The organism is Kitasatospora paranensis (assembly GCF_039544005.1).
In the GTDB taxonomy this organism is placed as follows: Bacteria; Actinomycetota; Actinomycetes; order Streptomycetales; family Streptomycetaceae; genus Kitasatospora; species Kitasatospora paranensis.
The window spans coordinates 1,626,568-1,646,395 of the sequence record NZ_BAABKV010000001.1; the positions used below are offsets into that span (position 1 = coordinate 1,626,568).

At 72.2% G+C, this 19,828-nt stretch carries 17 protein-coding genes and 4 pseudogenes; 14 read left to right on the plus strand and 7 right to left on the minus strand.

Annotation, left to right across the window (positions count from 1 at the left end; translation table 11 throughout):
* Nucleotides 1–53 precede the first annotated feature (53 nt).
* Nucleotides 54–268 (plus strand): annotated as a pseudogene (locus ABEB13_RS08180) (NAD(P) transhydrogenase subunit alpha); the annotation flags it as partial.
* Nucleotides 263–1,072, plus strand: a complete 810-nt coding sequence (locus ABEB13_RS08185) for a hypothetical protein (protein WP_345709592.1) — start codon at nucleotides 263–265, stop codon at nucleotides 1,070–1,072. The pseudogene ABEB13_RS08180 and the gene ABEB13_RS08185, both read left to right, overlap by 6 nt.
* An 18-nt stretch (nucleotides 1,073–1,090) precedes the next feature.
* Here ABEB13_RS08185 and ABEB13_RS08190 read toward each other — a convergent pair whose 3' ends face one another.
* Both ABEB13_RS08190 and ABEB13_RS08195 read right to left on the minus strand, forming a co-directional pair.
* The gene (locus ABEB13_RS08190; RefSeq protein WP_345704924.1) at nucleotides 1,091–1,570 is read right to left on the minus strand and encodes a hypothetical protein; all 480 of its coding nucleotides are present in this window, start codon (nucleotides 1,568–1,570) and stop codon (nucleotides 1,091–1,093) included.
* 257 nt (nucleotides 1,571–1,827) lie between these two features.
* Nucleotides 1,828–1,968, minus strand: coding sequence for a hypothetical protein (locus ABEB13_RS08195; protein ID WP_345704925.1), 141 nt, complete (start codon nucleotides 1,966–1,968; stop codon nucleotides 1,828–1,830).
* A gap of 201 nt (nucleotides 1,969–2,169) precedes the next feature.
* Between ABEB13_RS08195 and ABEB13_RS08200 the strand changes: the two genes are divergently transcribed.
* From ABEB13_RS08200 to ABEB13_RS08210, 4 genes and pseudogenes are all read left to right on the plus strand, one after another.
* On the plus strand, nucleotides 2,170–3,432 hold the full coding sequence (locus tag ABEB13_RS08200) for an APC family permease (RefSeq protein ID WP_345704926.1): 1,263 nt from the start codon (nucleotides 2,170–2,172) through the stop codon (nucleotides 3,430–3,432).
* A 193-nt stretch (nucleotides 3,433–3,625) separates the two neighbouring features.
* A complete protein-coding gene (locus ABEB13_RS08205) occupies nucleotides 3,626–4,297 on the plus strand; it encodes a pyridoxamine 5'-phosphate oxidase family protein (RefSeq protein ID WP_345704927.1) in 672 nt (223 codons plus the stop codon).
* Between the two features lie 111 nt (nucleotides 4,298–4,408).
* Nucleotides 4,409–4,693, plus strand: a pseudogene (locus ABEB13_RS40405) (universal stress protein); the annotation flags it as partial.
* Nucleotides 4,694–4,815: 122 nt separating this feature from the next.
* Entirely contained in the window at nucleotides 4,816–5,232 is a 417-nt protein-coding gene (locus ABEB13_RS08210) for a universal stress protein (protein WP_345704928.1), read from the plus strand.
* Nucleotides 5,233–5,647: 415 nt separating this feature from the next.
* Here the strand turns inward: ABEB13_RS08210 and ABEB13_RS08215 are convergent, their stop codons facing one another.
* Complete coding sequence (locus tag ABEB13_RS08215) at nucleotides 5,648–6,082, minus strand: GNAT family N-acetyltransferase (RefSeq protein WP_345704929.1); 435 nt, start codon at nucleotides 6,080–6,082, stop codon at nucleotides 5,648–5,650.
* A 160-nt stretch (nucleotides 6,083–6,242) separates the two neighbouring features.
* Nucleotides 6,243–7,055 (minus strand): CmcI family methyltransferase, encoded by an 813-nt coding sequence (locus ABEB13_RS08220; RefSeq protein ID WP_345704930.1) that lies wholly within the window; start codon nucleotides 7,053–7,055, stop codon nucleotides 6,243–6,245.
* Between the two features lie 81 nt (nucleotides 7,056–7,136).
* Between ABEB13_RS08220 and ABEB13_RS08225 the strand changes: the two genes are divergently transcribed.
* Nucleotides 7,137–8,054, plus strand: a complete 918-nt coding sequence (locus ABEB13_RS08225) for a TIGR03621 family F420-dependent LLM class oxidoreductase (protein ID WP_345704931.1) — start codon at nucleotides 7,137–7,139, stop codon at nucleotides 8,052–8,054.
* Nucleotides 8,055–8,087: 33 nt separating this feature from the next.
* Here the strand turns inward: ABEB13_RS08225 and ABEB13_RS08230 are convergent, their stop codons facing one another.
* Nucleotides 8,088–9,005 (minus strand): JmjC domain-containing protein, encoded by a 918-nt coding sequence (locus tag ABEB13_RS08230; protein WP_345709593.1) that lies wholly within the window; start codon nucleotides 9,003–9,005, stop codon nucleotides 8,088–8,090.
* A gap of 234 nt (nucleotides 9,006–9,239) precedes the next feature.
* Here ABEB13_RS08230 and ABEB13_RS08235 point away from each other — a divergent pair, with 234 nt between their 5' ends.
* From ABEB13_RS08235 to ABEB13_RS08245, 3 genes are all read left to right on the plus strand, one after another.
* Nucleotides 9,240–11,207 (plus strand): M13 family metallopeptidase, encoded by a 1,968-nt coding sequence (locus ABEB13_RS08235; protein WP_345704932.1) that lies wholly within the window; start codon nucleotides 9,240–9,242, stop codon nucleotides 11,205–11,207.
* A gap of 135 nt (nucleotides 11,208–11,342) precedes the next feature.
* Nucleotides 11,343–12,014 (plus strand): thiamine pyrophosphate-dependent enzyme, encoded by a 672-nt coding sequence (locus ABEB13_RS08240; protein WP_345704933.1) that lies wholly within the window; start codon nucleotides 11,343–11,345, stop codon nucleotides 12,012–12,014.
* 84 nt (nucleotides 12,015–12,098) lie between these two features.
* Complete coding sequence (locus tag ABEB13_RS08245; protein WP_345704934.1) at nucleotides 12,099–13,016, plus strand: transketolase family protein; 918 nt, start codon at nucleotides 12,099–12,101, stop codon at nucleotides 13,014–13,016.
* 18 nt (nucleotides 13,017–13,034) lie between these two features.
* Here ABEB13_RS08245 and ABEB13_RS08250 read toward each other — a convergent pair whose 3' ends face one another.
* On the minus strand, nucleotides 13,035–14,291 hold the full coding sequence (locus ABEB13_RS08250) for an MFS transporter (RefSeq protein ID WP_345704935.1): 1,257 nt from the start codon (nucleotides 14,289–14,291) through the stop codon (nucleotides 13,035–13,037).
* Nucleotides 14,292–15,102: 811 nt separating this feature from the next.
* Here ABEB13_RS08250 and ABEB13_RS40410 point away from each other — a divergent pair.
* The 4 genes and pseudogenes from ABEB13_RS40410 to ABEB13_RS08270 all read left to right on the plus strand — a co-directional run.
* Nucleotides 15,103–15,432, plus strand: a pseudogene (locus ABEB13_RS40410) (JmjC domain-containing protein); the annotation flags it as partial.
* Between the two features lie 259 nt (nucleotides 15,433–15,691).
* On the plus strand, nucleotides 15,692–16,501 hold the full coding sequence (locus tag ABEB13_RS08260) for a hypothetical protein (RefSeq protein ID WP_345704937.1): 810 nt from the start codon (nucleotides 15,692–15,694) through the stop codon (nucleotides 16,499–16,501).
* A gap of 107 nt (nucleotides 16,502–16,608) precedes the next feature.
* Nucleotides 16,609–17,808 carry a YcaO-like family protein gene (locus ABEB13_RS08265; protein ID WP_345704938.1) on the plus strand — a complete coding sequence of 400 codons (1,200 nt, stop codon included), beginning with the start codon at nucleotides 16,609–16,611 and terminating at the stop codon, nucleotides 17,806–17,808.
* Nucleotides 17,799–18,503, plus strand: coding sequence for a TfuA-like protein (locus ABEB13_RS08270; RefSeq protein ID WP_345704939.1), 705 nt, complete (start codon nucleotides 17,799–17,801; stop codon nucleotides 18,501–18,503). The genes ABEB13_RS08265 and ABEB13_RS08270 overlap by 10 nt, the downstream gene beginning before the upstream one ends.
* A gap of 148 nt (nucleotides 18,504–18,651) precedes the next feature.
* Here the strand turns inward: ABEB13_RS08270 and ABEB13_RS08275 are convergent.
* Nucleotides 18,652–19,412, minus strand: a pseudogene (locus ABEB13_RS08275) (isocitrate lyase/PEP mutase family protein).
* Between the last annotated feature and the right edge of the window lie 416 nt (nucleotides 19,413–19,828).

Consider the following 19,828-nt stretch of genomic DNA (forward strand, 5'->3'; position numbering starts at 1 on the left):
TGCTGCGCGAGAGCGACCCCACGGAACGGCGGGTGGCGCTGACTCCGCAGGCGGTGGGCTCCCTCTGCGGCCTCGGTCTCCCCGTGGTGGTGGAGAGCGGCGCAGGGGTGTCGGCAGGTTTCCCGACCGGTCGTACGAGGCCGCCGGGGCCGGGCTGGTACGACCGGGTGAGGCGGCAGTCGTGGCGGGTGTCCTGGTCGCCGTCGAGCGGCCGGCGACCCGCCTCATCGAGCGGATGCACTGGGGACAGCTGCTGATCGGCATGCTCGCGCCGGCCCGGATCCCGCTCCTGGTACGCCGCTGGGCCGAGCGCGGCGTGACACTCGTGAGCCCGACACCCGCCCGGCGGCCCGGCTCCGCCGTGCACCCGCTGGACGCGGCGGCCGGGCAGGAGGCGATCGGCGGCCACAAGGCGATCCTGCTCGCGGCGGACCGCCTCGACCGGGAACTCGCCGGCCGGGAGCAGTCTCCCGCCCGGGTCCACCTGCTGGGGTGCGGCCCGGCGACCCTGCGCGCCGCCGACACCGCGCGGGCGCTCGGCGCGATCGTCACCGGTCAGGACCCGACCGCCGCCGGCCGGGCCCTGCTCGCCGACCACGGCGTACGGGCTGCGGACACCGGCCCGTGGAACCGTCGGCGGATCGCCGCGGCCCTGATCGGCGTCGACGTGCTGGTGACCGCGGTGACGCCACCGGACCGGCCGCCGCCGGCCCTGGTCGACGAGGCCGCCCTCCACGGGATGGCGCGCCGCGGCGTCGTGGTGGATCTCGCCTGCGGGCCGGAGGGCGGGAACGTGCGATCCGCTCGGCCGGGGCGTGAGAGGACGGTCGACCCCGGCGTCCTGGTGATCGGGGCCGGACGTCTCGCCGCCGCCATGCCCGCCACCGCATCGGCGGCATACAGCCGCACTGTCCTGATGCTGCTGGAGCACCTCACTCCGGAGGGGCTGCTGGTCGTGGACCCGGAGGACCGGGTGCTCGGCGGGCTGCTCGTCTGCCAGGGCGGCGCCATCCGCGACCCGGGCGTGCTGCACGCGCTGCAGCGCGGGCTCACCCCGGCCGGAATGCCCTGACCCGGCGCACGGTACGGCTCATGGAGCACCGACCGGGAGCAGCACGTGCCGGACGGCCGACACCGAGTGGGTCGCGCAGCGGTCGAAGGCACCACCGAGCAGAACCGTGTCCACCACGTCCAGCCGGGTCGGCGCAGGCGTGCTCGACAGCAGTCGCTCGTACAGCAGCCGCTGACGCTGGGCCATCTCGTTCAGGCCGTCGTGGAGGTCCGCTGTCCCAGCCGCTCTCGGAGTCGCCAGGAGGTCGGCGGCTGCACCGAGCATCGACACCGCCAGTCCGGCCATGCCCGACAACGGCGTTCTCAACCGTTCGGGCAAGGGACCGCGCTCACGCCGTACCCAGGCGATGTCGCCCACGCCCCGTGCCGTCTCGGCCAGCCGCTGCACGTGGGACGCGACGTGCACCTCGACCACCAGCACGCGGGGTTCGACGGGCGGGCCCGTGGTGTCGAGCAGGTCGGCCGCCTCGGCCTCGATCTCCTCGTAGAGCCGGCCCAAGGTCCGGCCCGCGGCGTCCAGCTCCTGCTCGCCGGAGGTCCCGGAGGGGTCAGCGCGGCCCTTGCCGCCCTGTCCAAGGCCTCACCGGACAGCCTGACCAGCCGCACCAGGCGGCCGTTGCGCTGCAAAGTCCTCTGCGACATGGCCCGCTCCCGTTTCGACGACCGGCTCCCTTCCATGGAAACGCCGACATCGGCGGAGCGCTCCCCGCGGCCGTCGACGCCGTCGGCGGCGGCTGGACATGCCGGCCGAGCCGGTCAGCCGGAAGGGAGGTCGCCCTCCAGCCGGTGGGTTCGGGTCCACTCCTCTCCGCAGGAGCAGCCGAGGCGTTCCCGGATCTCGCCCTCCGCGGTCACGGTGACCTCGCGACGGACTCGGACGTGGACGTGGAGACTCATGGCGGACCGACTTTGCTTCGTGGACGGAAAAGTTCTGCCCATCGTCGCCTCCCCGATCACGATCCGGAAGGCCGGCGGGAAAACGTCTCGCCGGCTGGGACCCCGACGGGGTCGACAGCTGCTCGACACCTTGTCCCGCTATCCTCCCGCCGGAACCGGGATCCGGCCTACGTCCGGGGCCACGAGGTCGAGGAGCGAGCTGTGCGTACGACGGCGTCTGCCGAAGCGGGAGAACTGGAACGGCATCTGGGCGTGTTGGACGCCGTGGTGATCGGGCTCGGTTCGATGATCGGTGCGGGGATCTTCGCCGCGCTCGCCCCGGCCGCCCGCGCGGCCGGCTCCGGACTGCTGCTGGGCCTGGCACTGGCCGCCGTCGTGGCCTACTGCAACGCCACCTCCTCCGCACGCCTGGCCGCGCGCTACCCGCAGTCCGGCGGCACCTACGTCTACGGCCGCGAGCGCCTGGGCGACTTCTGGGGCTACCTGGCGGGGTGGGGCTTCGTCGTCGGCAAGACCGCCTCCTGTGCGGCGATGGCCCTGACCGTGGGCACGTACGTGTGGCCGGGCCATGCCCACGCCGTCGCGGTCGCCGCCGTGGTCGCGCTGACCGCGGTCGACTACGTCGGCGTGCAGAAATCCGCGTGGCTGACCCGCGGGATCGTCGCGGTCGTCCTGGCGCTGCTCGCGGCAGTGGTCGCTGCCTGTCTGACCGGCGGCACGGCGCAGGCGGCGCGACCGGATGTCGGGGGGACCGCCACCTTCGGTGGTGTGCTCCAGGCGGCCGGGCTGCTGTTCTTCGCGTTCGCCGGCTACGCCCGCATCGCCACCCTCGGCGAGGAGGTCCGCGACCCGAAGCGGACCATCCCCCGCGCGATCCCCCTCGCGCTCGGCATCACGCTGGTCGTCTACGCAGCCGTGGCCTTCGCCGTGCTCGCGGTGCTCGGGCCGGACCGCCTCGCCCGCACGGCGGCCCCGCTCGCCGAGGCCGTACGGGCCGCCGGTGTCCCCGGACTGGCACCGGTGGTACGCGTCGGGGCAGCCGTGGCCGCAACCGGGTCGCTGCTGGCGCTGATCCTGGGGGTCTCACGCACCACCCTGGCCATGGCCCGCGACCGGCACCTGCCGCACGCGCTCGCCGCCGTCCACCCGAGGTTTCGGGTGCCGCACCGCGCCGAACTCGCGGTCGGCACGGTCGTCGCCGTGCTGGCCGCCACCACCGACGTGCGCGGCGCGATCGGGTTCTCCTCCTTCGGTGTGCTGGCCTACTACGCCGTTGCCAACGCCTCCGCCTGGACGCTCACGCCCGTCGAGGGCCGCCCCGCGCGGATCGTGCCCATCGTGGGCGCCACCGGCTGCCTGGTCCTGGCCTTCGCCCTGCCCTTGGCGTCGGTGGTGTGGGGAGCCGGCGTGATGGTGGCCGGCGCCGTCGCCTACGCCCTGCGCAGGGCCGCCACGCGCACCTGACGGGCGGCTGCGGGCGCGGCTGCTCCACCGCGGTCAGCAGCCCGCGGACCGGCTCGGCGTGGGCCGGCCGGTCCTCGTCCGGACGGAGCATCCGGCCCGACCGGCCCTGGTGGGGCCGGGCGACAAGCGAAAGCATGGGACACGGCCGCCGGCACGCGCACGGCGGCGGCACACCAGCAGGAACGGAGGCGCCATGCCTGCGCATGCCGCCCATGGCGGCGACAGTCCGTCGCATGCCGGTGCCGACGAGGTCGGCCGTCGGTTGGCCATCCGCCGCACCGAGGCCGGCCTGTCCACCGACCAGGTTGCGTCCCGCAGCGGCCTGCCGCGTGACCTGGTCGAACATCTGGAGGCCGGCCGCGACATCCTCGACCCGTTGCTGCTGGCGCCGCTGGCCGCAGCGCTCGGTATGCGGGTCAGCGACCTTCTCAGACCCACCCGGCCTCCCGATGCCGGCGAGCCGGTGGTGCTTGAGCCGTGGGAGTGCTGGGCAAAGATCGCGCCCCGCGGTCTCGGCCGGGTGGCCGTCGCCCGTCCGGACGGGCTCCGCGTTCTTCCCGTCAACTACCGCGTGCTGGACGGCTCCATTCTCTACCGGACGGCGCAGGGCAGCCCGCTTGCGGACGCTGTGGGCCGGAACGTCGTCTTCGAGGCGGACTGGGCGGACAAGGCGTCGGCCACGGGGTGGAGCGTCGTCATCGCGGGCGGGGCCAGGGCGGTGACCGATCCCGAGGCACTCACCTGGCTCGCCGAGCATGCCGACCCACGGCCCATGGCCGGCGGCCCGCGCGAGACCTGGGTCCGGATCAGCCCGCAGCAGGTGACGGGACGCCGGGTGGGCCCGGCGGGACGGGAGCACGGCTGACCGTTCCGGGCATGTCCGCGCATCGGTCCAGGTGGTCGTGAAGGGCAGGAGCAGACTGTGAACGAGCCGATCGTCGTGGGTTTCGACGGGTCACCCGAGAGCCACGCCGCCATGGGCTGGGCCGCCCGTGAAGCGTTGCGCACCGGCCGCCGACTGGAGCTGGTACGGGCATGGCCCTGGCCGGAGTCGCACGTGCTCGGCCGGGAGGACGCACTGCGTTGGAGCCGCGCCGAACTGGCGCAGCAGGAGGCTGCCGTACGGGCCCGGCACGAGGGTCTGGCCACCACCTCCCGCCAGGTCACGGACCACCCCGCGACAGTCCTCGCGGCAGCCGGCCAGGGAGCCGCGATGCTCGTCCTGGGCTCCCGGGGGCTCAGCACCCTCCAGGGTTTCCTGATCGGCTCGGTGAGCCACGAAGTGCTGGCCCGGGCTGCCTGCCCGGTCGTACTCGTCCGCCCCCGTCCGACGCATCCGCAGGCACGGGCCGGGACGCGGAAGGCGGCGGGGGCACGGGTGTCATGCTCTGGCTGGACCTGCGTCGCCCGTGCGACGCAGTCGTCGAGTTCGCGTTCGAGGCGGCCGCCTCCCGGAGCGCCCCACTGTCCGTGCGCCATGCCTGGGACGTCCCCGGAGGACGCGAATACCTGGGCTTCGTGTCGGCCGGCCCCCTGGAGGATGCGGCGGCCGCAGAAGCACGGCGCAACCTCGACGCCACACTCCGACGCTGGCGTGGTCTCTACCCCGAGGTCGACACAGTTGTCGGCACGGTACGCGGTTCGGCCGCCCGTGCCCTCGTCACAGCCGCCGCCGGAGCGGACCTTCTCGTCCTCGGCCGGCACATCCGGCGGTCGAGCCTCGGGGCCCACGTCGGACCGGTGACCCACGCAGCCGTGCACCACGTGGCCTGCCCCGTGGCGGTGGTGCCGTATCGCTGACACCCAGGGGCGGGGCCGCACGATGACCGGGCGCCCTGCCCGCGGCGCCAGTGTCCGGTGAAGGCTCGGTCCCGACGGTGCTGCTCCTCGGCCCGACGGTCATCCCGACGGTCATCGATCACCTTGTGCAGCCCGTCCCGTCCCAGGTACTCGCGTCGAACCGTACGCCTTCACCGGCCTCCACGAGGGCGGTGACCCGCCCACCGGGCGGCTTGACCACGAGGGCACCGCGCACCGCATGCCTGTGCCGAGGATGCGCGCCGGGTGCCCGTCACCGGGAGGTGCCGTGGGCGGCGGGCCGACGACCGCCGCACCCGGTGTCACCGCAGGACTCCTTCGATGCCGCGGTGCGGGCGTCGCAGGTTTCGTTCGGTCGTCGAGGGATCCCGGCGGGGTGTGCGGATGCGGACGGGGCTCAGTCGGCGAGGATCCGTTCCCACAACAGCGAGTCGCACCAGTGCCCGTCGAGGAGGATCGTGGAGTGCGCGACGCCGTACGGGCTGAACCCGTTGCGGCGCAGCACCCGCTGCGACGGCAGGTTCTCCAGGTTGGTGGACGCCTCCGCACGGTGCAGCCCGAGTTCGTCCGTCATGACCCGCAGTGCGAGCTCGACGGCGCGCCGGGCGTGCCCTTGGTTCTGGGCGACGCTGCCGATCCAGTAGCCGAGGGAGCCGCGGCGCAGGTGTGCCTGCGGGAGGATTCCGCTGATGGTGACCTGCCCGATCACCTGATCGTCGGCGAGCACCACGCCCGGCCAGACCGTGCCGGCCCGATGCCCGGCCAGCAGCCTGTCGATCCGCTCCGCCTGGCCCTGGGGGTGAGGAACTCGGCCGGCCCGGCCGGTTCCCACCGCCGGAAGGCCTCCGCGTCCCGCGCCCGGTGCGCGGCGATCGGGGCGGCGTCGCCGGGCTCGATCAGACGGATCCTGGTACTGCTCTGCATGGCGTGACCTCGTTGCGGTGCGTCGTGTGAAAGGGCCAGACCTCGGCAACGGCTCTCGCGCCCGCGCCCTACACCCGCCGGAGGATCGAGTCGATCGCGGAGGTGCTGTTCTCGCCGAACAGGTCCAGAAACCTGGTGTCGAGTCGGTAGTGATGCGGGCTGTCGCGGAGGAAGTCCCGAAGGGTGGCCCGCTTCGCGAGGCTGTCCTCGATCAGCAGGTAGTCGCCGGCTGTCAGTCGGGTGTCGAAGAAGTCGAGCACGGTTCGCACGTGCGCGTGCGCATCCTCGATCACCAGCCAGGGCCTGGGCAGGTCGTCGCAGTCGGTGAGCACCTCGTCGAGGTGGCGGACGTCGCCGGTCCGAAAGCTCACTCGGTCGTCCTTGAGGTCGACCGCGGTGCGGTCGATGGAGATGATCACCGGCTGCAGGCCGTGCGCTTCGGCGACGTCGGCCAGCCACAGTGCGCTCCCGCCGCTGCCGGAGCCGAGTTCGATGATCGTGCCGGGGCCCAGTTCGGCGAGCAGCATCGGATAGCAGGCCAGGTCGAACACCGTCTTGTACAGCGGCTGACCGGCCCAGGTCAGGTGCTCGGTCACGCCCTGGGTGGCGACGAAGTTCCGGGCGGGGAACGCCAGGGCCGCGAGCACGTCCCGGTCGGTCCGGTCGAGGCGCGGCAGCGGATCCTGGAAGCGCTCCGCCGTCAGCAGTCCGACGTATGAGGTCAGTTCATCGGCCTGGCCGGTGCGTCGGGCCTTGGTCACCGCGCGCCGGATGTGGTGGTCGTGATAGGTGGCGATACCGCCCTGCCGAGCGACTTTCGCGACGACGAGACGCTCGGCGGTCTCGGCCAGTTCGTTGACCTCGTAGCCCGGCTCGGCCATTGCACCCCCAACTCCGGTTAGGACGCGAACATACACGATCAGCAGTGGTCTAGGCTGGGCGGCCGTGATTCGGCAGGGACGATGCTCGGGGCCGTCGGCGTGCTCTCCAGTTCGTCCACGGTGGCCACGCGGATGCTCAAGGACGGGATCTGTGCGATGAATGTACGGTTCGGCGTGAATCTGACGAAGCTCGAGGACCGGGCCTCCTGGATGGACAAAGCCCGACGTGCCGAGGCCCTCGGGTACGACGTGATCACCGTGCCCGACCACATCGGCATGCCGTCGCCCTTCCTGGCGTGTGCCCTGGCCGCCGAGGCGACCGGCAGCGTCCAGGTCGGCACGTTCGTGAGCAACACGTCGTTCTACAGCCCGGCACTGTTCGCCCGGGATGTCGTCACTGCTGCCCAACTCACGGGAGGGCGGCTGGAGGTCGGGCTGGGCGCGGGCTGGAAGAAGCCCGAGTTCGACCGGGCCGGCATACCGTTCGAGGCGCCGGGCAAGCGCGTCGACCGACTCGTCGAGACCCTGGACGAGGTGACTCGCGTTGCCGGGTCCGACCGGCCGCCCGTGATGATCGGCGGAAACGGCGACCGGGTGCTGCGGCTGGCCGCCCGGCGCGCCGACATCGTGTCCTTCGCCGGTACCAGGTTCGACCCGCAGGGCCGGGGCATGCAGTACCTGACCGAGCGCCAGCTGGACGAGCGGGTGGCTCTGGTCGATGCGGAGCTGCGCGCGGCGGGCCGGGAGGCGGTGCGCCGGAACATCATCGTCCTGCGCACTCAGGTGACGGATGATCGTCGGACGGCGCTGGAGGACTACTCCCGGTTCCTGCGCGTGAGTCCGGAGCAGGTCGCCGCACTGCCCGCCGTGCTGATCGGGAGCCCGGAGCAGATCGCCGAGCAACTGAGCGCCCGCCGGGAGCGGTTCGGCATCGACTACGTCATCGTGCAGGAGGCGGCGCTCGACGACTTCGGCAAGGTGATGGCGCTGTTCGACTGACCCGGGCGCGGGGGACGGGCCGGAGGCCGTTGGTCAGCGCGCTGCGGGGCCTGGTTCACCGGGCCGGGACCCGCCGTCGCCGGGTGTCCCGGTGCCCGTCGGCGCGTCGGGCGGTGCGAAGCCGAGCACCGTGCTGACCCGGTCGGACGGAGCCGCGGTGCCCTCGACGCTGCGGGCCAGCAGGGTGCGGGCCAGTTCCTTGGTGTCGACGCCTTCCAGGGCGGCGCGCAGGCGTGCGGCCAGCTGATCGACTTCACGCTCCAGCACGTGCTGTGCGTTGTCCGCCGGCAGCGGGGGCAGCGTCTCGCCGTCGACCTGTCGCATCAGGCTCTCGGTGATCGCGGTGACGACGTCGGTGAGCGGCAACGGGTTGACGGCCAGCGTCAGATGGACACTGGGACTGCCGGGCAGCGCGACACCGGCGTGCAGCCAGCCCGCCGGCAGCCACAGCACATCCAGGGGCCGCAGGACCACCTCCTGCGCGGGGGCGTCCGCCGAGGGCCGCACCAGCCATCGCTTGGCGCCCGCGAGCTGGACGAGGAACGCGCTGTAGGGATCGGTGTGTTCGGCGAAACCCTGGGCCGAGTCCGGCGTGAGATAGGCGTTGGCGAAGACCCGGGCGCCCAGATCGCCGGCGAGCGCCCGGGCGAGGCGGCCTGCCGGGGGTGGAACCGCTGGAGGCCCTGGAGGACCAGGGTCGATCCGCGGCCCACCTGCCGTGCGATCCCTTCCGCGTCGGCGAGTTGCCCGACGGTCGAGGCGGTGTCGGAGCCGGACGCCAGCGTGTAGTGGCGGGGGTTGACCAGTTTTCCGTCCCGCGCCATCCGGAACGCCGGCATTCGCAGCCCGCGATGGGTGACGAGCTCGTCCACGTCGTCCGGGGACAGCACCGCGCGCACCGCCTCGTGCGCCGTCGTCGTCACGGCGCGGTCCGGCCAGCCGCCGGAGAATTCGTCGACAGAGAACCCCAGGTCACGCAGACTCATACCGTCTCCCACCCGTTCGTCACCACACGACGTGCGATTCGTCAGGCATCGTAGGCGACCGCGCGGCGCCGGGACACACCTGTCCCGGATCGATTCGCGTACACACGCGGGGGCGTGCCGCAAGTACCGCCGACCCTGTTACGGCACCTCATAGTTTGGATACGGTCTGGCGGACGGCAACGACACAGGAGGATCTGCCATGGGCGAAGCGGTCTCGACGGGCGTCGACGTCTCCGGAAGGTCGCCGGAGATGCGCCCGCAGGACGATCTCTTCCGCCACGTCAACGGCCGCTGGCTCGAGGAGTCCGTCATTCCCGAGGACCGCGCCGTCGCCGGATCCTTCGTCGACCTGCGCGACGCGGCCGAGTTGCACCTGCGGGAGATCGCGGAACGGGCCGCCGCCGGGGACGCGCCGGACGGCAGTGACGAGCGGCGCATCGGCGACCTGTACGCCGGCTTCCTCGACGAGCAGCGCATCGAGGAGCTCGGTGCGGCACCCCTGCGTCCGGGCCTCGACCTGATCGCCGCGGCCGACTCCCACCCGGCTCTTGCCCGTGTCCTGGGGCACTTGCAGCGTCGGGGGGTCATGGGCCTCTTCACCGCGTACGTGGACATCGACGCGCGCCGGCCCGATCGCTACCTCGTCCATCTCCACCAGGCCGGGCTCGGTCTGCCGGACGAGTCGTACTACCGGGAGGAGTCCTTCGCCGAGGTCCGCGCCGCCTACCGCGCCCACATCGAGACGATGCTGAAGCTCACCGGTGCGGCCGACCCGGCCGGCACCGCCGACCGGGTCGTCGAGCTGGAGACCCGGATCGCCGCGGCCCATTGGGACCGGGTGAGCACCCGCGACGTGGTGCGCGCCTACACCCTCCTCGACCGCTCGGGCCTGGACGCCCTCGCCCCCGCCTTCGACTGGGACACCTGGCGGGCAGGGCTCGGGGCTCCCGCGTCGGCACTCGCCGAAGTCGTGGTGCGGCAGCCGGACTTCCTCGAAGAGCTCGCCCGGCTGTGGGCAAGGACTCCGGTGGACTGCTGGCAGGCATGGCTGTCGTGGCAGCTGGTCCGTACGACCGCGCCACTGTTGAGCAGCCCCTTCGCCGAGGAGCACTTCGCCTTCCACGGGACGGTACTGACCGGCGTTCCCGGCCAACGCGAGCGGTGGAAGCGCGGGTTGGACCTGGTGGAGTCCGGACTCGGGTACGCGCTGGGCCGCCTGTACGTCGCCGAGCACTTCCCGCCGCGCTCCAAGGAGCTGATGCTCGAACTCGTCGGCAACCTCGTCGACGCGCACCGGCGCAACATCGGCGCCCTGCCCTGGATGCGGGCGGCGACCAAGGACCGCGCGCTGGAAAAGCTGGACGCCTTCACGTCGATGATCGGATACCCCGACCGATGGCGTGACTACAGCGCCTTGACGGTGGACCGCGACGACCTGGTCGGCAACGTGCAGCGCGCTGCGGCCGTCGAGCTCGACCGTGAACTGGCGAGGCTCGGCGGCCCGGTGGACCGCGGCGAGTGGTTCAGGACCCCGCAGACGGTCAACGCGTACTACAACGCCCGGATGAACCAGATCGTGTTCCCGGCCGCGATCCTCCAGCCGCCGTTCTTCGACCCCGAAGCCGACGCGGCCGTGAACTACGGGGCCATCGGAGCGGTCATAGGCCACGAGATAGGCCACGGCTTCGACGACCAGGGCTCGAAGTACGACGGCACCGGTGCACTCCGGGAGTGGTGGACCGCGGACGACCGCGCCGCCTTCGAGGAGCGGGCCGGCGCGCTGATCGCCCAGTTCGACGCGCTGAAGTCGCCGCAGGCCCCCGGGCAGCACGTCAACGGGGCCCTGACGGTCGGCGAGAACATCGGCGACGTCGGAGGGTTGACCATGGCCTACCGCGCCTATGTCCGGTCGCTCGACGGCGCACGGCCGCCGGTCATCGACGGCCTGTCCGGCGCACAGCGGTTCTTCCTCAGCTGGGCCCGCGTCTGGCGGTTCAAGGCACGCGACGCCGAGGTCGGGCGCCGGCTGGTGGTCGACCCGCACTCCCCGGCCGAGTTCCGCTGCAACGCGGTCGTGCGGAACCTCGACGAGTTCCACGAAGCCTTCGAGGTGCGCGAGGGCGACGGGATGTGGTGGGCCCCGGCCGACCGGGTGCGCATCTGGTAGCCGGGCACCGCACCCTCCCACGCCCGCCCGCCCGCCCAGCCGCCCAGCCCAGCCCAGCCCGCCCAGCCCGGGACACCACCGTGTCACCGGTGCCACCTCCCGCCCGACCCACACACGTCTGGAGACCCCGCAGCGATGACCACGGCAACCTTCGAGGACCTGCACGATCTGATGTCGACGATGGCGGGCGACGAGAAACACCGGGAAGCGGCGACCTCCACGCTCGACGCCCTGTGGGTCCTGTACGACCGCGTGCTGCGTGTCACCCCCGAGATGGCCGAGGACCGCGACCGGTTCTTCCTGTCCAAGGGCCACGGGCCCATGGCCTACTACGCGGTGCTGGCCGCGAGGGGCTTCATCGACCCCGCCGAGCTGCGGCGGTTCGGTGCCTTCCGCTCCCCGCTCGGCATGCACCCGGACCGGGCCCTGGTGCCCGGCGTCGAGATATCCAGCGGTTCGCTCGGCCACGGGCTGCCGCTGGCGGTGGGCACGGCGCTGGGGCTGCGCGCCCGCGGCATCCCCTCCGACGTGTGGGTCCTCATCGGCGACGGCGAGTTGGACGAGGGGTCCAACCACGAGGCGATCGCCTACGCCGGCCGCGTGGGCCTGGAGCGGCTGCACGTGATCGTGGTCGACAACCACTCGGCGAGCCACGGCTGGCCGGGCGGCATGGAGAAGCGCTTCGAGGTGGAGGGCTGGTCGGCGGTACGGGCGAACGGCCGGGACCACGATGAGCTGGAGGCCGCCTTCCGCGCCCCGCACCCTGGCGCGCCACGGCTCGTGGTGGCCGACACCGGGGTGCGGTGACCCCCGTTCGCACCGGGCCGCGACCGTCGCCGCAGCCGGCCGGCCCGCATCCGTCCACCCCGTCGTGAACCCCAGGAGGACCCCATGGCCGGAATCATGCGTGAGCGCTTCGTCGACGTTTCGACGCAGCTGCTCGACACCCACGACCGGTTGGCGGTACTGACCGCCGACCTCACATCGGCCCTGTTCGACGGCGCCCGCGAGCGCCACCCGGACCGGGTACTGAACTTCGGCATCCGTGAACAACTCCTGATCAGCGCCGCCGGCGGCCTCGCGCTCGCCGGGATGCGGCCGATCGCGCACAGCTTCGCGCCGTTCCTCATCGAGCGGCCGTTCGAACAGATCAAGCTGGACCTCAACCACCAGGCGGTCGGGGCGGTGCTGGTCAGCGCCGGGGCCTCGTACGACATCTCGAGCAGCGGGCGCACCCACCAGTCGCCCGGTGATGTGGCGCTGCTGTCGACGCTGCCCGACTGGACGATCGACGTCCCCGGCCACGCCGACGAGGCCGAGGCGCAGCTGCGGGAGGCGGCCGACGGCGACGGGCTGGTGTACCTGCGCCTGTCGAACCAGTCCAATGCACACGCCCATGGCATCGCCGACGGTCGTCTGCACCGTGGCTTCCGCACGTTGCGTCAGGGCACCGCGGCTGTCGTCATCGCGGTCGGCCCGCTGGCCGACGCGGTCCTGGCCGCGACCGAGGGGCTGGACGTCACCGTGCTGTACGCGGCCACCGTCCGGCCCTTCGACGCCGTTGCGCTGCGGGCGGCCGTCGCCGACCAGCGTGAGCCGGCCGTCGTCCTCGTCGAGCCGTACCTCGCCGGAACCTCGGTCCCGGAGGTCGCGGACGCGCTGGGTGACCTGTCGCACCGGGTGCTCGGACTCGGCGTCGGCCGTGACGAGTTGCGCAACTACGGCTCGCCCCGCCAGCACGCCATCGCCCACGGCCTGGACAGCGCGGGACTGCGCCGCGCCGTCGTCGGGTTCCTCGGCCAGAAGTAGCGCCTGGCGCGGCCCGGGTCAGTCCCGGGCCGCGCGCAGCGCGGGTGTGAGCACCGGGAGCAGCGACAGGACGATCAGGGCGAAGACGGCCCACATGGCGGCGCGGGTGCCGCCCCACTGGGCGAGCGCACCGCCGAGCAGGCCGCCCAGCGGCATGGCGCCCCAGGTCAGCACCCGCATCGAGGCGTTCATACGGCCGAGGAGCTCGGGCGGGCAGGAGTTCTGGCGGTAGGTCAGCTGGGCGACGTTGCGGATGGAGATGCCGACGGCGAAGGCGAAGGCACCGACCGGGTAGAGCAGAACGAGCCAGCCGTGGCCGGTGAAAGGCATCAGCAGGACGAAGGGCACGACGGCCACGCTCGGCACCCAGATCGTGCGGGCGGTCCCGAGCCTGCGGATCACCGACCGCGCGGTCAGACTGCCGAGGAAGCCACCGAGGCTCTGTCCGGCCAGCAGCAGGCCGTAGAGCCCGGGACTGAGCTTCAGGTCCCTGACGAGCAGGATCGGTTGGACGGCCAGCAGGGCGGTGGTCGCCAGGCACAGCAGCACGCCGCTGGAGACGAGCATGCGCAGCACCGCGTCGTGGAAGACGTAGCGCAGTCCGACGGCGATCTGCTGCCGCAGCGTGCCGCGCGGTTCGTGCTCCGGTTGCGGCTCGGAGCGCCGGATCGCGCCGATGGAGCCGGCGGAGGCGAGGAAGCTGACCGCGTCCACCAGGAGGGCGCCGACCGGCCCGACGGCCTGCACCAGCCAGCCGCAGATGGCGGGGCTGCTGAAGTAGGCGCACCTGTTGGCGCTCTGCAGCACCGCGTTGCCCTCCGTCAGCCGGTCGCGTCCGACGAGGAACGGCAGGTACGAGAGGTGGGCGACGTCGAAGAAGACGGTGGCGGTGCCGGCCAGCACCGCCACCGCGTACAGCTGGGCCAGCGTCAGTTCACCGAAGGCGTAGGCCAGCGGTATCGAGGCGAGCAGGGCGAATCGCAGCAGGTCGGTCGCGACGAGCACCGGGCGGCGCCGCATGCGGTCCACCCACGCCCCGGCCGGCAGGCCGGCGATCGCGACCGGCACCGTGGAGGCCGCCGTGAGCAGGCCCATCTGGAACGCGGAGGCATGGAAGGTGCTCAGAGCAACGAGCGGTAGCGCCAGTGTGGTGACCTGGCTGCCGAACTGGCTGACGGTGTCGCCGGTGAGCAGCAGTTGGAAGCCCCGGTGGGTGCGCAGCAGCGATCGGGTCGGTGCGGGGGCTGTTGCGGGGATGCTGGAGGACGTGGTCATGGCAGGCGGGTCTCCCCACGGATCGAGCCGTCATGCGGGCTGTTCGGGGCGAGAAGAGCCTCCGGCAGGGGGTGCGGGCCCTTTCGCAGCACGAGCGTAGAGCATGCGCCTCGGGCTCCCACGGGTCACCGGAGTTCGCTGAGCCGCTTGTGTGAGGGTGTTGTGATCGTGCCCGAACTTAGTGTCATATTCCCAGTGAAAGTGGACTTTTGACGGCAGCGAGGAAGGTTGACCGCATACGGACGGCGGGCTTACGTTCTCGCTGACTGCCCGTTGATCCGCAGGGGTGGCGGGACGCAGTCACCGTCGACGAGCAAGGAGATCATTGTGCCCATTGAGACCCTGATCCGGCCCACCGAGGACGAGCTGCGCGCTGCGGCGATCGACGAGCTCGACGAGTTCGACGGCGACGCCCCGATGCTCATCGAGAACATCGACTTCGCCTGACGAAGCCGCGCACACCCGCGCCGTGCGGGCGGTCAGGCGGCAGGTTCCGCCCGGCCGCCGGCACGGCCGCCCACTCGTGAGAGGAGAGCCGCCGGTGCCGGTGAGCACGCTGACCGATCTGCTGAAGGACGGCAGCGATCTGCGCGCGGCGTACCACGGGAGTGAACCCCTGGTGCTGCGCAACGCAGTCGCTCTCGACGGACTGCCGCGCATCAGCGACATCCTCGCGCTGATCGACGGCAGCCTTCTGCGCCGCCCCTACTTCTCCGTCCTCCAGGACGGCCTGGCACCCTCCGACAGCGAACTCCTCGCTGCCCGGACGGTCGCCGGCAGTCGCGTCGACGGGTTCATCGATTCCGTCGCCGTGGGCGGACAGCTCGCGAACGGCGCGACCCTCAAGCTCAACCAGGTCGAGGACTGGCACCCCTTCCTCCGGGACGTCAACGACGCGCTCAACGCGGTCTTCCCGGCCGAGTCGAAGGCGTTCCTGTTCTACACGCCCGCGGGCAAACGCGGCATGCTCCCGCACCGCGACGGCTCCCGCGTCATCGCCATCCAGCTCGAGGGCGCCAAGGAGTGGCACCTGTACGACACGCCCCCCGAGCCGGCGGCCGGCCTGGACGTCGACACCTCCAAGGAGCAGGTCGTCGTCATGGAACCCGGCGACCTCCTCTACCTGCCGCACGGCACCGGGCACGCCGCCACCGCGATCGACAGCACCTCCCTGCACGTGACCTTCACGCTCACCGAGCCCTTCCCGTCGGCGCTCGTGCAGGCGTACATCGACGAGTGGATCGCCTCCGGCCGCCCGGCCAGGGCGGGCCGTGACGCCGGCTCCCGCTCGCGCGAGCCGCCGCACTGCTGGCCGACCTCAACGACTTCGGCTCCCGGGTCGACAGCGCCGCGCTCGTCGACCGGGCCCTCGCCACCGCACGTCTGCGAGACGGATCACGATGACGCACACAGACCCCCACGCCGATGTGGACACCGACCTCGCGGGCTGGCTCGCCGGGCGCCGGAACGGCCCCACCGCCCACACGGCCCTGTCCGGCGGCATGGCGCTGCCGACCGCCGCCGACGTGCTCGGCACGATCGACTGCGGCCTGCTCGCGCACCCCTACGTGGAGGTCTACCGGGACGGCGCCAAGTTGCCTGCCGCCGAGGTCTTCACCGCCCGCAGGGTCCAGAACCACAAGGTGACCGGCTTCGTCCACCACCGCAACGTCACCGGGCAGTACCGCGCGGGCGCCACCGTCCGTCTGCCGTCCGTCGCGGACTGGCTGGCCGCCGCACGGCCCGCCGTCGAGATCGTCCGCGGGACGTTCGGCCGGCACGTCGAGGCGACCGCCTACCTCGCGGCGGCCGGATCCCCGGTGGCATTCGCCGAGGCGGACGTGGACGCCGTCGTGCTCGTGTGCTCCGGCAGCGTCGCCTGGTACGGCGGCGAGGCGGATTCCGCGCCGCTGGAGGCTCCGGCCCGAACGGCCGTGTACGTTCCTGCGGGCACCACCCGCGGCGCGCTCGCCGGCAAGGACGGTGACTGCCTGCTGCTCGTCCTCGCCGAACGGTCGCCGGCCACGGCCGAGATCGTCCGGGCCCTGCGACAGGCCGGCTCCGCCCACCTGGAGCAGCAGGACACCGCCCGGCGCCACCACTTGATACCCGTCGACCGGAAGGCGGACTGGGTTCTCGGCGAACTCGCCGGATACTTCGCCGCGATGGACCCGGCCGACCTGCTGCGCCTCGTCACCGCCCGCCCTTGACGGAGCCGACCACCGGCGGTCCGGGGTCCCCGGCCGCGACGAAAGCCCCGTGTCGGCCGCCGGACGCCGGGAGCCCCGACCACCGGGACCATCGGGAGGATTCCGCCGTGGACCAGAGCCTTGCCCTGCGCAGCCGATCGCTCGACGAGGTCGAATGGCTGGCGCAGTCACTGTTGGAACGCATCGGCGTCACCCGCGTCAGTGACGTGACCGACCTGGACGTCCTCGGCATTCCGGTCTACCAATCCGTGCGCCCGCTGGCCGCCCGCGGACTCAACACCGTCACCAGCGGGAAGGGCCGGACCCGTCAGGGCGCCCGGGTCTCCGCGATGATGGAGGCCATCGAACGTCGCTACTGCGAACCCGAGGGCCGGCCCGAGCCACCGGTGACGTACGAGGTCATGAACGAGCGGATGCCGACGCTCGACCCCCGGCGGCTCGTCCCCCGCCGCGGCCACAGTTGGACGCCGCAGACGCCCACCACCTGGTGGCCGATGCACTGCCTGCGCAACGACGTCGACATCGCGGTGCCCGCGGTCGCCGTCTTCACGCCCTTCCCCCACGAGGGCGGACTGATGTCGTCCAACACCATCGGCCTGGCCGCGGGCAACGATCCCGTCGACGCCACCGTGCAGGCACTGTACGAGGTCATCGAGCACGACAGCACGGCCTTCGGTGAGAAGCTCGGGCTCGGCCACCGCGTGCCGCTGGACACCCTCCCCGACGCGCACCGGGAGGTCGTCGAGCGGTTCGAACGGGCCTCGATCAGCGTCACCGTCCACGCCTACACCGGCGGGCTGCCCGTTCCCACCTTCTTCGTCACCACCGACGACACCCACTCCCGCGACGGGATGCTCTTCAACGGAGGAGCGGGCTGCCACCTCAACCCGGAGATCGCCCTGATGCGGGCGCTCACCGAGGCCGCGCAATCACGCCTCGTCGTGATCGCAGGGGCGCGCGAGGACCTGGAGGGCCAGGCCTACCGGCGCCACGCCTCGTACGACGAACTGCGCGACTACCTCCACACCTGGAGCGAGGGCCGACCATGGCTGCCGTTCCACGCGATCCCCGACCGCAGCTCCGGCGACAACGAGGTCGACCTGGCGTTCCTGCTCGACATGCTCGGGGAGCACGGCCTGCACCTCGTCCTGCGCACCAGCCTGGCCCCGGAGGGCCTTCCCTTCTCCATCGTCAAGATCGTGGTGCCGGGCAGCGAGTTCACCCACGTCGACCACTTGCGGGCAGGGGTGCGCCTCCTGAACGCCCGCACGGCGCAACGACCGGACTGGACGGCGGCATGGCAGTGAAACTCACGGTGTACGCGGGCAGTTCGCTCCTGCCCGGGGATGCGGAAAAGCTGCGCGAGAGCGCCGACACCCTCGGGGTCGACCTGGTCATGCAGCCACCGATCATCCGCGGCGACCTGCTGCGGACCCCGACCGAAGGGAGGTGGAACAACCGCACCCTCATCCTGGACGGGCAGTTCGGCCAGAACCTCTCGGTCTCCGTCACCGAGATCCGCGAATACCTCGGACGCGGTCTCTACCTCGCCGGCGCCTCGTCCATGGGCGCGTTGCGCGCCGTGGAGTGCCGCACCCTCGGCATGGTCCAGCACGGCTGGGTCTGCGAGCAGTACCGCACCGGACGCGTCGAGGCCGACGCCGAGGTCGCCCTGCTGATGGACCCGATCACCAGCGAAGCACTCACCGTGCCGCTCATCAACGTGCGGTGGCTGCTGCGGGAGCTGGGCGAACGCGGCGAGCTGGACGCCGCGACCGCCGCGACCGCCCTGGAAGTCGCCCACCGCGTGAGCTACCGCGCCCGCATCCCCGAGGCGCTCGCCAACGCCTTCCGCCGTACCCTGCCCGCCGACACCGCAGGCCTCCTCGCACGGCAGTTGGAACCCGACGCCCTCCCCCACTGGGACCGCAAGCGACTCGACGGCATCGACGCCGTGGAAGCCGAACTGCACGCCCTCGCCCGCTTCCCTTCACACGCCTGACACCACGAGGCCGGACCGTGCCGGCGCACTCGGCCGCCCGATGACAGTGGCTCCGATCGATGGCCGGAGCCGCAGCCCCGGTGGTGAGAGGCCAACACCGACGCGAACGGTCCTGCCCCACAACTCTGCCGGGGCGGGACCGTCGACGCTACGGCGCCCAAGGCCGGAGCGTGTCCTTCATCGCGTCCGTCATCGCGAACTGCAGCAGCGGGCCGAAGGTGATCCGGCCGACGCCGAGACGGCGGAACCGGCCGAGATCGTGCCTGACGGGATGGGCCGTGGAGTTCACGGGAACGGCGACGGCCTCGATCACCGCCGCGAGCAGGTCGTCGTCGTCCTGAATGCCCACCGGGTAGACACTGTCGGCACCGGCCTGCTCCAAGGCCCGCAGCCGCTCGATCGCCTCGTCGAGGACGCCTGCGGTTTCGTCCGCATGCAGGAACAGGTCGGTCCGCCCGTTGATCCACACCGGGATCCCCGCGTCGTCAGCCGCCGCGCGCAGACCGGCGATGTAGCTCGCATGTTCCTGCGTGCTGCGCACACGTCCGCCGTCCGAGTGAACGGTGTCCTCGATGTTGAGACCGACGCCGCCGACCTCGACGAGTCCGGCGATGAGATCCGCGGGCTCCTGCCCGTACCCGGCCTCCAGGTCCACGGACACGGGGACGTCGACCGCCGAGATGATCGGCCTGACGGCGGCGAGTACCTCCTGGAAGGTCTGCCCCTCGTGGTCGGCGGCCCCCGAGAGACAGCGAGCGGATGACTGCCGACCGTCAGCGCAAGGAACCCGGCGTCTGCTGCCGTCCGCGCGGACCAGACGTCCCAGACGGTCGGCAGAACGAGCGGCTTCCGGTCGGCGTGGAGCTGCGTGAGGCGTTGAGCACGCTCGACGGTGGTACGAAGGTCCATGCCGATGAAGCTACCCCGGCTCACACCAGGATGCCGGGAGCGCGCCCCCGACGAAAGGACACACCCCGGCTTCATTCCGTTCCGGGAGTGCACAGGCCGTTCGGCGTTCGGACCGAGGTCGGTACGTCCGCAGGGCGCCGCAGGTGGTGCGCGCAAGGCCATACTCGCAACCCCTGCGTCGTAGGCCGCGCCCAGCCGCCCGGTCGTGCGCACACGATGCAGGTGCCGCGAAGTGCACAGGGCCAGACCGGTACCCGCCCGGCCCGTCCCCGATGGCGGCCGCGCCGGCATCGACCGTCATGGTTCCTGTTCCGGCGCACCCGCGCGGCCTGAGCGCCGGCCCCGCTCCTGCCCAGGAAGGCCGGCGCCCACGGCGGCGCTCATGGCGGAGACGGGCGTCCGGATGCTCGGTGGCG